This is a genomic window from Paenibacillus sp. MY03 (assembly GCF_002165585.1).
Taxonomy (GTDB): Bacteria; Bacillota; Bacilli; order Paenibacillales; family Paenibacillaceae; genus Pristimantibacillus; species Pristimantibacillus agaridevorans.
The window spans coordinates 89,277-102,425 of record NZ_MXQD01000028.1; the positions used below are offsets into that span (position 1 = coordinate 89,277).

9 protein-coding genes are annotated in these 13,149 nt (G+C 56.6%); 3 read left to right on the forward strand and 6 right to left on the reverse strand.

Annotated elements, in window-relative coordinates; translation table 11 throughout:
* Positions 1-106: 106 nt before the first annotated feature.
* A complete protein-coding gene (locus B1748_RS20815; protein ID WP_087569864.1) occupies positions 107-325 on the forward strand; it encodes a DUF5957 family protein in 219 nt (72 codons plus the stop codon).
* 696 nt (positions 326-1,021) lie between these two features.
* Here the strand turns inward: B1748_RS20815 and B1748_RS20820 are convergent.
* The 4 genes from B1748_RS20820 to B1748_RS20835 form a co-directional block, all read right to left on the reverse strand.
* Entirely contained in the window at positions 1,022-1,696 is a 675-nt protein-coding gene (locus B1748_RS20820; RefSeq protein ID WP_087569865.1) for a hypothetical protein, read from the reverse strand.
* A 557-nt stretch (positions 1,697-2,253) separates the two neighbouring features.
* Positions 2,254-2,847: a GNAT family N-acetyltransferase gene (locus B1748_RS20825; RefSeq protein ID WP_306299336.1), complete on the reverse strand. Its 594-nt coding sequence runs from the start codon at positions 2,845-2,847 to the stop codon at positions 2,254-2,256.
* A gap of 78 nt (positions 2,848-2,925) precedes the next feature.
* A complete protein-coding gene (locus tag B1748_RS20830; RefSeq protein ID WP_087569866.1) occupies positions 2,926-4,014 on the reverse strand; it encodes a sensor histidine kinase in 1,089 nt (362 codons plus the stop codon).
* Position 4,015: 1 nt separating this feature from the next.
* Positions 4,016-4,702: a response regulator transcription factor gene (locus B1748_RS20835; protein WP_087569867.1), complete on the reverse strand. Its 687-nt coding sequence runs from the start codon at positions 4,700-4,702 to the stop codon at positions 4,016-4,018.
* A gap of 219 nt (positions 4,703-4,921) precedes the next feature.
* On the opposite strand from B1748_RS20835, the gene B1748_RS37610 reads away from it, so the two are divergent.
* Positions 4,922-6,202: a DJ-1/PfpI family protein gene (locus B1748_RS37610; protein ID WP_256975800.1), complete on the forward strand. Its 1,281-nt coding sequence runs from the start codon at positions 4,922-4,924 to the stop codon at positions 6,200-6,202.
* A complete protein-coding gene (locus B1748_RS20845; RefSeq protein WP_087569868.1) occupies positions 6,199-6,831 on the forward strand; it encodes a DUF2306 domain-containing protein in 633 nt (210 codons plus the stop codon). Before B1748_RS37610 ends, B1748_RS20845 begins: the two co-directional genes overlap by 4 nt.
* A 101-nt stretch (positions 6,832-6,932) precedes the next feature.
* On the opposite strand, the gene B1748_RS20850 is transcribed toward B1748_RS20845, so the two are convergent.
* Positions 6,933-10,574 (reverse strand): hypothetical protein, encoded by a 3,642-nt coding sequence (locus B1748_RS20850; protein WP_087569869.1) that lies wholly within the window; start codon positions 10,572-10,574, stop codon positions 6,933-6,935.
* A 12-nt stretch (positions 10,575-10,586) separates the two neighbouring features.
* On the reverse strand, positions 10,587-13,142 hold the full coding sequence (locus tag B1748_RS20855) for a GH116 family glycosyl-hydrolase (RefSeq protein WP_087569870.1): 2,556 nt from the start codon (positions 13,140-13,142) through the stop codon (positions 10,587-10,589).
* Positions 13,143-13,149: the final 7 nt, after the last annotated feature.

The following is a 13,149-nucleotide window of genomic DNA, read 5'->3' on the forward strand; positions in this document are numbered from 1 at the left end:
AGAGATATGCCACCCGTTTCGTGAGCATTTTGCAACGCCTGCATTTTTTAGATATAAGGAACGGATAAACGGGAGTAAACATTACTTTTTAATGGGGGAAACGGACATGTTCAGAAAAACGTTGTTTGCAATCGCAGGACTAATCGTAGGTTTTATAGGCGGCATTATCGTCAGCGAGGTTATCGCCATCACCGCCTACTTGACGTTAGGACAATCTGCTTGGTTGAAGGGATTAAAGTATCTCCCATGGATCCTGTCGATCCTTTGCGCCGCTGCAGCCTATATTTGGGTCCCCGCCAAGAAGCAGTCGCGCAGGGCGACTTAGCCCGGGCGCGGACGAAGCTGGAGCTGGAAGCGAGCAATATCCCGATTTTTTCGGGCTATTGCGCTTGGCGGGGTCGGCGGCGCTGCTATAGCCCGATTTTTTCGGGCTATTGCGCTCGGTGGGGCCGGCGGCGCTCCTATAGCCCGATTTTTTCGGGCTATTGCGCTTGGCGGGGGCGGCGGCGCTGCTATAGCCCGATTTTTTCGGGCTATTGCGCTTGGCGGGGGCGGCGGCGCTGCTATAGCCCGATTTTTTCGGGCTATTGCGCTCGGCGGGGCCGGCGGCGCTGCTATAGCCCGATTTTTTCGGGCTATTGCGCTCGGCGGAGCCGGCGGCGCTCCTATAGCCCGATTTTTTCGGGCTATTGCGCTCGGCGGGACCAGCGGCGCTGTTATAGCCCGATTTTTTCGGGCTATTGCGCTCGACGGGGCCGGCTGCGCTGCTATAGCCCGATTTTTTCGGGCTATTGCGCTCGGCGGGGCCGGCGACGCTGCTATAGCCCGATTTTTTCGGGCTATTGCGCTCGACGGCCCTTCGTACTTTGCTGCCACAGTTTCAAGTAACTTGGTTACTCGTGACTACAGTTAGGCTGATGCATGGAACTTTCGTATGATGGGTGCCGCAGTTTCAAGTAACTTGATTACTGTGCTAAAAGGGGGATTGTGCTTAGTTCATTTCTTTAGCATGTAGCACAGTTCATATCCGGTTGTAAATATTTCTCCCCCGCCTATTCCCAAGCTCATCTGTTAGTACATACGCGTGAACACGCTGTTTGCCGGTCCGCAGCGGTTTGATTCGATGTTTGGCTTGAAGATTCTTCAGTACTTTCCGACTCACGTCCTCGCCTCGTTTTAAACAATCTTGCACATCCTTCAGATAGATTGGCTTGTTGATATAAGCAGCGTAAGCAATTACCTTCTGTTCATAAAGAGATAACTCTTCTCCCTCTACTGCTCCTAGCGCTCCCAATAACTCGAACAAACTCGTTCTGCATTTATCCGGTCTCTTGCTCAGCTCGTCCCAAGTAAACGGGTAGTACAGATAACCTTTGTTTGCCAATGTACGTACTCGATGCCTTTCGAAATCGAATCTGTCACGGGTAATGTTCTCCGCATGCGCGACAAAGCCCTCGCTCTCAAACGCAATGCCTAATGGCTCATAGAAGGCGTCAATGTAAATCGAAACTCCCGTAAAGGTAACAATCTCGAATTGCATCGTAAAACCTTTAAACGTTCGAAACGCCGGCCACAACACCTCTTGGAACATTTTCTTTTCCGCCAACAAATCCTTCTGGAGCATCTCCAGCCTTTTGCCGGTTGCTTCACAAAGTTGTTCTCTCGCAAATTGATCAAATAACGCGCCGAATGACATTCGCTTCAACTCCCTCAGACAAATAAAAAGGCGCCGCTATCTCAAAAAGAGACAACGGCGCGTGCTTCGCGCTAAGATGATTGATTGTTCCATTATACATGTTCTTATTTTACTATGGAAGAAAAATCGTAATTCTTAAGCGTTGTTTCGCCGAAGAACAGACTTTGCATAGCCGCCTAACAAATAGAAGCCCGCTCTGCGCATTTTGGAATGGTTATCGACATCGCCTTTTTCGTAGACGAGCGGTTGGCTCCCGTTGTCCTTAGGCGGCGCGGCGTGTTTATCGAGATGTTATGAACTAGATGGTAGGGAGGAACGAAACATACCGCTCGTTTGATGGAAAAATAATTAAAAAATGGCGGTGCCAAAAGATTATCCTATTGCCGCCATTTGCGGGTATTGGTTAATTGCCGCTGTATTCTTATGATAGCAGTTGACAGACGAAAGCCGCCTCCGGATGAATCTCTGGCAGAGTTATCGGCGCGGGGCTGGCTCGAAAGCCCGAATTTTCCGGGCTATAGCTGCTCAGACGCGGCTTTACGCTCGATAGCCCGGCCTTATGAGACACCCCCTCGCACTAGCATATAATAGTTGTACACTTCATCGTCGATCTCGATAACGTTCATGAAGACGAAGCCGCATTTCTGGAGAACTCTGTTCGAGGCATCGTTGGCGAGCAGAGCAACGGCGCTCAGCACCTCGATGTTCGCATGCGCGAACAGATAGCCGGTGACCGCCTGCACGGCTTGCGTAGCATAGCCTTTGCCCCTATGGTCTTTGGAGATGGCATACATGATCTCGCGGTTAGGCGCCGGCAGCTCCTCCTTCGGGCCGGTGCAGCACCAACCGATCAATTCTCCCGTTTGTTCTAGCATAATGGCCAATCGAAGCCGCAGCTCTCCCACGTCCTCCCCATTGCTTGCCAAGCGCAGAAATTCCCCGTTCTCCGGTATTTCGCAGTTCTCGAGCCACTCTCTCCGCTGCTCCAGGGACACGTTCCAGCCAGGCAGCCACGCATGGATCTCGGGCTGCCACGTCAGCGCGTGGATGGCTTCCGCATCCTCCGCCATGTATGCTCGGAGCCGGATGGCCCCCACTACCAACGTAAACGGTTGTTCGCCCGAGGCCTGCCTGGACATTCTATTCATCATTGCTCACCTTCCCGCATGTACTGGTACGTCTATCATACCTCGTCGGGACGATCCATCGTACGGTCCAAATAGTTATAACTAATTTGTATCAACTTCCCCGCGAGGCAGCCAGCCCGATATCAGCGCCCCGCCATCCGGACCGTTGCTCGCCTCAAGCTCCCCGCCGTGTTTCCTGATAATGCGCCTCGAGATGGTTAGGCCGAGCCCGGTGCCGCCTGTGGAACGATTTCTCGAAGCTTCCCCGCGATATAACGGCTCGAATACCCGCTGCAGCTCCTCCGCCGCGAAACCCGGGCCCGTGTCTCCGATTGCGAAGCGGACGAGGCCGGCGTCCCGGTAACATTGAACAGTGATGACGCCCCCGCCTCCTTCGGGCGTATATCGGACGGCATTCTCCATCAGATTGACGAAAGCGCGTTCCAATAAGTGGCCTTCGCCGCATATGGAGCAATGACTCTCCAATCCCTCCGCGGCAAATATAATCCCCTTTTGCTCCGCCTGCGGCTTCAAGCTGTCCATCGATCTCCGGAGCACGGCGGTCAGATCAACGGACGACGCATTCAGCTCCGGCTCTACGTAATCCAGCTTCGCGAAGTCGAACAGCTCCTCCACGAGCCGATCCAATTGCGCGGACTTCTCCTTGCATACGGACAGGTAGCGGGCGATCTTCTCGGGCGATCGGGCAATCCCTTGCTCCAGGCCATCCAAATAACCTCGTAGCGCGAATAACGGAGTTCGAAGGTCATGCGCCAGCGCCGCGATGACGAAGCGGCGTTCCTCCTCGAGCTCCGCCTGCTTTAGACTCGATTGCCGCAGCGCCTTCAACATGACCTCGAAAGCGTCCCGAACTTCGGCGATCTCGGTCAAGCGAACCGCCGGCAGCGCAATCTCCCGTTCGCCGGCAGCGACCTGCCGGGCCGCCGCGCCGAGTCCTTCCAGAGGCTTAAGCAGATACCTCCTCATTCTCATCGCCACGACGAACAACGCTAGCAGCAGTCCTGCAATAAGCGCATGAACGGGCAATACGCTGGTTTTGTCCGCGCCTCCCGTCGCAATCCGAATTGTTCCATACTCCATATAAAACGCCCCCAAGTAGAAGACCCAAGGAAGCAGCAGAAAAAAGAACAGACATAACAACAAAAACTTGCGAATGCGTAGCGTCTTCATCTCAGCCTCCTTCGAATCGGTAGCCGACGCCCCAAACATTGACCAAGTGACGCGGCTTGTCCGGGTCGGACTCGATCTTGTCGCGCAGCCGACCGATATGGACTCTTACCGTATGCTTGTCCCCGACGCCTTCCCAGAACTTTTGCAGCAATTGCTCATAGGAGAATACTTGGCGAGGATGCTCCGCGAACAACGTCAACAGCTCATATTCCTTCGGCGTGAGCATAACGTTTTCTCCGTCGATGACGACCTCCCTGGCTGTCAAATTCAGTTGAATGCGTCCGTAGTCCAAGATGTTCTCCGCGTTTAGCCGCTTGCTTCCCATGCGGCGCAATACCGCTTTCACACGGGCCACGATCTCTCCCGGCGAAGCGGACTTGACGATGTAATCGTCTCCTCCGAGCGTCAGCCCTCTGATTTTGTCCACGTCGTCGCCGCGCGCGCTTAAAAAGAGAATCGGCACGTCGCTGTCCCTCCGAATCCGTCTGCACAAGTCGAAGCCGTTCTCTCCCGGCATCATGATATCGAGCACGAGACAGTCAATGGCCTGCTGCTGGAATATCCTCCACGCCTCGGCCGCATCGCAAGCGGTCCTCACTTCGAACTTCTCGTTCTCCAGGAAATCCTTTATCAATTCGACGATGCTTGGATCGTCGTCTACGACTAGCACCGTTGGCATCAAACTCATATCGATCCCACCTTCCTCTCCTACTTTACCACGATTCCCGCGAGAACCAAGCTGCCCTTGCCGCTTTGTGACGGATTGTTCCTGTTCTGTGACCCCTTGGATGCTTGGTTCGAGATACTTTCTTGTTATGATTTTCTTCGAACAAGGCAAGTCGCAATAGGATCGCATTATTCGAAACGGCTTCAGCCGCTTCAATATATCAAAGGGGGATTTCCATTCATGTTATCGGTTCAAATCGTGTTATTTGACGGCTTCGACTTGTTGGATGCCATTGCGCCATACGAAGTGTTCTGCGCTGCCGCCAAGTATACGGATGGCGCGATTGTCGTAGAGCTCGTCACTGCGGAAGGCAGCAGATCCGTCGCAAGCGGCGTAGGAGGGCTCAAGATCGAAGCGACCGGCAGACTGGCTCCGGAGAAAGGCGGCATCATTGTCGTCCCCGGCGCTTCCGGGGATGTCGAGGGTGATGGTCCGGACTCCGTTCCGACCATCTTAGCTCGCGCCATGGGCACGGAATTGACGGGGCTCGTCGAACGGGCGCTTGAAAGAGCCGATGTCGTCGTCGCTACGGTATGCGGAGGTTCCCTTCTGCTGGCTATGGGAGGACTTCTGGAGGGCAGGCCTGCAGTGACGCATCATTTGGGCATGGACGTGCTGGGTGCGATCGGAGCCGCTCCCGTGCAAGCCCGCGTCGTGGATGACGGTAATCTGGTTACCGGCGGAGGCGTTACGTCGGGTCTGGATGTCGCGCTGCATCTGGTGGAGCGCGAGCTGGGACCGCGTATCGCGCATGCGGTAGAGCGGTTGTTCGAATACGAGCGCAGAGGTACGGTATGGCGGGCAGTTGGGCTGGAGCCTGACGCCGCCAAGCCGCCAAGCTCCGTTCGCCCCAGCGAACCCGCGCCGCTCGCCGTGCTCAACTCGGATAGACACGCACCGCTCGCCTTGCTCAACTCGGACGGACACGCGCCGCTTGCTGCGCCCAACTCGGATGGACACGCACCGCTCGCTGCGCCCAACTCGGACGGACACGCGCCGCTCGCTGCGCTCAACTCGGACGGACACGCGCCGCTCGCTGCGCCCAACTCGGACGGACACGCGCCGCTCGCCGTGCTCAACTCGGGCGGACCTGCCGATGTTCCGGCGAGCCGGACTTCCACCTCCGACCTGGCCGGCAACTGGGAGACAATCATCGCCACGCCCGTAGGTAAGATGCCGGTCCTGCTTTCGATTGTCATTCGGGACGGCGATCTCCAGGGGACAGCCACGCAAGGCGACGAGACCGTGGAGCTAATCGATCCTGACTGGCAAAATGATAGGCTGAGCTGGTCTCTTCGCGTGACGAAGCCGATGCGCTTGAATTTGAAATTCGAGGTTGCGGTAAATGGAGACGTGATGACCGGAATCGCCAAAGCAGGCATTCTGCCGGCATCCAAAGTGACGGGAAAAAGGGTAACGCCTGGTGAAATCGAGGAGAAATCTGAGGAAAACCGTCAATGAGAAAAGGGATATTTTCTTACAAAATGTTGGCTGCCATCGCCATCCTGTTCATTTTATACGCGCTGATTCGGAATTACATCATCGATCCCGGAGCGGAAAGCTTCCTGAGCCATAAGACCGGCTTGAAACGCGAACTGAATCTGCCGATGTGGCTGAATGTCATGTATATCCACGTCGCGTTTGCGTGCCTGGCCATGGCGACCGGGCTGCTGAACTTCTCGTCCCGGCTGCTCGAGAACAACCGGAAAATTCACCGTGTCAATGGTTATACGTATATCGTATCCGTTCTTTTCGTCGTCCTTACGTCCGGGTACATGGCGCCTTATGCCACCGGGGGCAAGATCAGCAGCATGGGATTTAACTTCATGAATTTGATATGGCTGTTCATCACGGTTACGGCCCTTGTCCAAATCAGAAAAAAGAGAATCATTCGCCATCGGAACTGGATGGTCCGCAGCTATGCCTTCTGCTTCGCGAACATGGCGATCCATCTGGTCTCGACGTTGTTCCATCAGGGCTTCGGCTTCGACTACGCGGACAGCTACGCCATCGGCGTATACGGCGCGCTTGCGCTGCTGCTGATCATCCCGGAGGCGCTGATCCGAACGACTCTGAAGTCCGGCACATAAGCGAAGCGCTCTTTTATGGCAAAGGGCGGCCCCTGATGATGGGACCGCCCTTGTCATACCATTATTTAATGAGTCCTCACAAGCGTCAACCTCTTTGGTTCTTAAGGCTCAGCGATCAATTTGACGACCTTCACTTCTTCCGGATCAAGCGTTAAAGAGAATTGCTCGCCAACAAGGGAAAGCGGCATGCCGGCCGTTAATTCCTCGGCAGCAATCATCGTGCCCAGTCCCATGGCCTGGCCGTCGAACGATATAGTCGACGTAACGGCCGAAGTTCCTTGGTTCATGAACGTGAGATACACTTCGTCTCCTTCGCCGTATCGTTCCATCGCGACCGACGGGGAGTCGGCGCTTGCCAAAGTGAGCGGCTCCCAGCCAGCTTCGGCTACGGCTTTCACCATCGGCACGTAACGAATAAACAATGCCCGGTCGCGATCATAGAAGCTCGCATTCTTCCAATAATTCGTCGCATTGTCCGCCGTGGCGCTGAACGCGCTCGGGAAGATGCCGTAAAAAAGCAGCTTCTCCATGTAGCGCTCCATGTACGCGTTGCCGAATTTGCTGAAATTCGTGTTCTGGAGCATCAAGTATGGCTTCGCTCCCGACAGCGTTCTGTATTTGCTGAGCGTCTCGTCCGTGTCGGGGTTAAACGTGTCTCCCGCCCCGAGCCAATTGCGTTCGTTGCCCATCGCGTCCAGCCAAGGCATATACATCGAGTAGGCGTGAGGCGTTCCGTTTGCCATCAGCAGCCGGCCGTCTCCATGAAGTTCGTCCGCCAGGCGGACCGTCGCTTCCCAACTGGAGAATGCCCGGTGTACGGCAGGCCGCTTCGTTACCTTGGAGAAGACCAGCGGCGCTATTGCGTATTCGAAGTGATCCCGATTATAGTTGAGCGTATAAGGCCAACCGTCCAGGGTGTCCAAATATTCGCCGTCCGGCTTCGGACCGGTCGTGTTGTAGCGTGCGTCCATCTTATCCTCGCTAAAATACATCTCATAGCCGTTGGAATCGCCCGGCAAGTCCGGATTAGCGTTGATCATCCAGAGAGCGCCTACGTTCCAGGGAGTATCCAGCCATTGCAGGTACGGATCTCCTGCCGGATTGCGCATGGCCGCGGCTTGCGCCATCTGCGCTTTTTCCTCCCCGAGCAAGGCTGCCGCGTCCCTCGCGCTCTCCGCTGTCGCAACCGTCTTGGGTGATTGCGGGTCGATGCTCTGCCACCAGGAAGACAGCTCCTGATAGTGGAATACCAAAATGTCGTTGGCGTTGGCATAAGCCGTATCCACGGGGTCGTCGTCGCCTTCCTTAAAGCGGAATCCGAAGTCCTCGTTATCCGGTATGTCGGAAATGGATGCAAACGGCATCCAGATGCCTTGCTCCGGTATCCGGACCTCGTAAAACTCCGGGAACAGATCCATGTATTTGTCGAACGCGCCGCGGAAACCCTGTTCCCCGTCAAACCCGTAAATCACGAATCCGAAGTCCGCCGCGGAAGGGAAATTCGCGGTATCTGGCGCAAGGCCAAGCTCGAACGTAATCGTCAGTTGCTTCGTGCTGCCGTTGTAATCGAGCCGGTAATGCGTCGGCTTGTTGTAGTCCGCGCCCAACGACAAACCTGCTCCCGTTGCCGGATCATAGATTGCGGATATGGGATAGATGGACAACGGTCCCGTCTCGAAGTCGGGAATTTGGCTGTTGCTGTATACGTTGCCGGCCTGTCCCGTCTGGATGGTCCTCTCGCCGCGGACGTAATCGCCCCACTTCCACCCCTCCGCGTTCACCGGCAGGGCAAAGGTCAATGTCACGGCCCGGTCGTCGCCGCTGAGATCCGACAATCGACCGGATACTTTAATCCCTTCGGGCAGCACCTCGAAATCGGCTTCGATCTCGAGGTCAAGCTGATCCGCGAGACCATTAAACGAACCTGGGTTGTTGCCCGCCAATCGCTCGAACGCATAAACGTCGGAATCCGATTCGTGATCGCGGACCAGAAATCCCGATGCGACACCGGCCGAAGCCAGCTCGCCGCTATTCCATTTCAACGAAGAGACGCCCCGCTCGCCCAATGACAACTCCAGTCCGTCCATGGTCTGAAGCGTCGTGTAAGCCGTGCCTGCCTGATACGGCAGAGGAGTGACCAGCGCATCTTCGAATACGGCCGCTTCCGTCGTTATTTCCTTTACGGAGAAGTCGTCGAACCAGACATCCCCTTGGTGCCCGTCCCGGAAAATGCCATAAACCGATATCGTCTGGACCGGCTTCTGCGGCTGGAAGTACAGCTGTCCTCTTGTCCAATCCTGCGTGCCAGTCGCAAATGGTGCCGTTAAAGCGAATTGACTGGTTCCGTCCGTATAGAACACGTCCATGTACAAGGCATAACCTCGATCGATGTCTCCGGAAACATTGGCGGCCTTGCTCCAGCCGCTAAAAACGATCAGCTTGGGCGTGCTTTGGTTGACATGAAGCGTCTGGTAAATGCCGGACGCGTCCGTGCCCGAAGCGTTGCTTAGCTTGACGCCTCGGCTACCGCCCCGCCCGCCGGCGGCTTCGATCGTATAGCCCTTGCCGAACGAACCCCAGCCTTCGATCGCGGTTCCGGCCACGTTCTGAAGCGTGCCGTTAGCCAGCAGTTCCGTGCCCGTCGTCGCGGGATCGCGTTTCCCCATGACCGCCCCTCCGGCGATGTGATCCGGCAACTCCTCCAGCGAGAAATTATCGAACCAGACGGTGCCGCTCCGACCGTTAAACAACGCATAGATAGCAACCGATTTGACCGGCTTGGCCGGAGCGATGTACAGCTGCTGCGGCTCCCAATCATGCGTTCCGCCTTCGAACGCCGCGTATAATCCCCACTCTTGGGTGTCATCGGCATACGTTACGTCCGCATAGATCGAATAGGAGGATCCCGGCGAGCCGCTTACGGAATCCGCTTTGCTCCAGCCCCTGACGAGCAAAGGCTTGACGGTAGTCCGGTTAAGAGTAGCCGTCCGATAAATGCCGTATTCCGAGCTCGTCCCGGAACTGCTGACTTTAACCGCCGAGCTGCCTCCCCTGCCTTCGCCGGCGGCAATCGCGTAACCGCTCTTCCACGAACCCCAACCGGCGATCTCTCCGCCGACCGGCGATTCGAACGCGCCGCCCGGAAGCAGATCGGCTGGCAGCTCCTCGACGGACAAGTCGTCGAACCAGACCTTGCCGGTCTTGTTGCGGAACAAAGCATATACGGTGACGGCTTTGACCGGCTTCTCCGGATCGATATAAAAGGCAGCCTGCTCCCAATCGTGGGTCCCGGTCTGGAACGCTTTGGCCTCGCCGTACAGATGTGTATTGTCGGCGTACGTCAGGTCCACCCACAAGGAATAGTCGGAGGATAAGTTGCCGCTTGCGGTTTGGGCTTTGCTCCATCCGCTCACCTTAAGCGGCTTCGTCTCCGTCCGATTAAGCTCGATATACTGATAAGCGCCGCATTCGCCGGCCGTTGCCAGCTCGCATGTCAACGAGCGGGTCCCGGAACGGGCGTCAGAGCTATCGACCGAATAACCGGCATACCAGCCCAGCCATCCGGAAGCTCCCCCTCCGCTCAAGGACTCGGCGCCGCCGTTTGCCAATAATTGTGTCGAATAATGAGGATAATCCGGTTCCGAATAATAGGCCTCGGTCGATGAATAAGGAAATGCCATTAATCCAAACACGAGAAGCGCGCAAAGCAACGTCGATACCAAACCTCGCATACGATCGTTCACGTTTTTTCCTCCTCAATAGTTCATGATCAAACTTTCCTTGGCCCGCACAACGACATCCTCGGCCAATATCGCCCTGCCGCCATCAACGCGGCACTCCATCCCTCCTTCATTGAATCGTACCGTCGCTTCGGCGACTGCCTCCAGTCGCTTGCTTCGAATCGACTTCAAACGCAGCTCGCCGCCCAACACCTGCAGCGCAACCCTTCCCGGCACCATCTCTACCGTGCCCCAAGCGTTTCCGGCAGCCCAGAAGGAGCGGAAGAGCTCTCTCTCCTTCGTTGCGGGCGAGAAAGCGATTTCCCCATCGCTCATGTCGAACTGAAAACCGCTCATGGCCAGCAGCAGCGCATAAGAAGACATCGCGCGGGCGTAGTGGCTGCCGCATTCGAATTCATTCCATGGATTGCGCCTCACGCCGTCGTAACGTTCCCTCACCGCTCGGACGACAGACAACCCTTCATCGACCAAACCTTCGTAGATCATGTGGCTTGCCGCCTGGTATTCGAAGCCCGTCATGCACTCATCCGCGTAAGGAACCGGCACGAGCGGCTGCCCGCCTCTCGGCCACGTGCACACCAGCACGCCCCGCTCGTCGTTGAGCGCGTATACCCGGTTCGAATTGGCATGCTCCCTCATCGACGCGAAATTATAGCGATAAATACTGGCCAGCGCGCTTCGAACCTGCGAGCGCTCGAATATGTCCCCCAGTCCGGCCACCCGCGCGTGCCACTGGCCGATTACTTGGTCAATATGGCAGCCTTGACCGATTTGATATTTGATCTCTCCAAGCTCCGGGTCGACCGGATAGGCGGGATCCGACAGATCCAGCAGCTGATGGTAATATTCGCCGTTGAACGCGTTGGCGTCGATCCAGCTTTTTCCCTGCCGGTACATGGTTTCGTACTGATCGGCATCCCCGTCGCCGAGCGCCCGCCCCATGCGGGCCGCGGCCAGCAGCGCCGCCTGGTAATAACCGTTAAGATACGAATTGGGGCCGTATAGCTCGACGTCCAGCGTATGATGCTGGGCGCCTTCCAGAATACCGTCCCGATTGCGATCCCAGCCGTGCTCGTTATCCGAAGCCCAGGCGAACGCGAGCGCCTTCTTGACGGCTGGCCACAGCTTCCTCAGCCAAGTCGTATCGCCGGACAGCCTCCATTCACGATACGTCCGTACGATAGCTCCCATCTGACCGTCGACCGCCGCGTGGTAATCGGACTTCTCCCGTCCAAGGGGCAGCATCGTCCGGAAAGCCATCTTCCCATTGGGATACTGGTTATAGGCATAATCGAGCGATCGCATGGAACGCGCCAGCGCGGGGAACAGGAAGGCCGTAGCCTGCTCGTAATTCCATACATGCGTGCACGAGCCTTCGCATGAGCCTTCGTCCGTGTGGCAACCTTCGAAACCGTACAAAGAACCGTCCGTTAGCCGCATGACCGTAGGAGACTTAAGCGTCGACAGATTGGCGGATACCGCCTCGATCACCGCTTCCGGCAAGGTCGATTGAAACAGCGCCTCCTTGAACGCCATCGTTTCCCCGAGCAGGCGGTCGTAGTTGGCGTGCGCGTAGGCGGCCGCGGCCCTCGCCCCTTCGAATACGGTAGCGTAATAATTTTTCCATTTGCCTTCCAACGAGCTGCCCTCGGGCAATGGATTCCAGTCGTTGACCGCCCATGGAAAGTGCCAAGCCAGAACGAATCGAAATGTCGCCCGCTCGCCCGGCCGAAGCGTCTGGTGACCGACCACGCTGCAAGTATCGAAGTTTTGTTCCACGACCCGGTAGACGTCAAGATCCCGAGGTTCCGCATATTCGCGTTCGGGCAAGCGGCCCGGCCGCAAAAATTCCTTCCAGAATACCGTGACGTTGTCGAACCATTCGCCGCGGTACCAGTAGGTCTGCAGGCTGGCGTCGGGAGCGTCTGTCGACAGCGTGATTTCCCCGTATTCCGGATCCGCCGGGGGGATGGCCGCCGTGGACAGCGTGACGCCCTTTATGGCATCGTCCCGAAACGAGATGTTGACCGATCCTTTTGAAAACGGGTTGGAAACGCAGCCCGCCAGCGAAACGTCCAGTTCATCCTTCGACCGGTTCTCCACCTCGTAGACGAATATCGCGACGGGGAGCGACGAGTCCCGCTCGTTCATCGGGATAAACGGATTAAACGCGGTCAGCTTGACGGCAAGCGGGGAATCATCTTCCTCGAAACCGAGCTCGGCGATCGGGAACTCGCCCCGAAACGTTGAGTCGCGAAAGTGGGGAAAGCCGGCCATCTGTCCGCGTCGCGGACCGAAGCCGTAGCCCTCGAATCGCCCCCTGCCTTCTCCCGAATACGGCGGTTGCTTGTCTCCCTGGACGACCTTGGCCAGCACGGTGCGCCCCTCCCGCTCCGCCTTGACCGCGAAAAACGAAAAACCGTTAAGACTGAATTTGGCCGGACGGTTGCGAATTTGCCAGTCGATCAGTCCGCCGTTGCCCGACAAACCGATGCTTCCCGTGCCGATTCCGCCGAGAGGAAATGAAATTTCCCCCGTATTCGCGCCCGTATATACAAAACCTTGCTTCAACTTTCCC

Excerpts from the sequence above, each read along its gene's own strand:
- B1748_RS20815 (WP_087569864.1), top strand. The coding sequence starts at position 107 with ATGTTCAGAAAAACGTTGTTTGCAATCGCAGGACTAATCGTAGGTTTT.
- B1748_RS20820 (WP_087569865.1), bottom strand. The coding sequence starts at position 1,696 with ATGTCATTCGGCGCGTTATTTGATCAATTTGCGAGAGAACAACTTTGT.
- B1748_RS20825 (WP_306299336.1), bottom strand. The coding sequence starts at position 2,847 with ATGATGAATAGAATGTCCAGGCAGGCCTCGGGCGAACAACCGTTTACG.
- B1748_RS20830 (WP_087569866.1), bottom strand. The coding sequence starts at position 4,014 with ATGAAGACGCTACGCATTCGCAAGTTTTTGTTGTTATGTCTGTTCTTT.
- B1748_RS20835 (WP_087569867.1), bottom strand. The coding sequence starts at position 4,702 with ATGAGTTTGATGCCAACGGTGCTAGTCGTAGACGACGATCCAAGCATC.
- B1748_RS37610 (WP_256975800.1), top strand. The coding sequence starts at position 4,922 with ATGTTATCGGTTCAAATCGTGTTATTTGACGGCTTCGACTTGTTGGAT.
- B1748_RS20845 (WP_087569868.1), top strand. The coding sequence starts at position 6,199 with ATGAGAAAAGGGATATTTTCTTACAAAATGTTGGCTGCCATCGCCATC.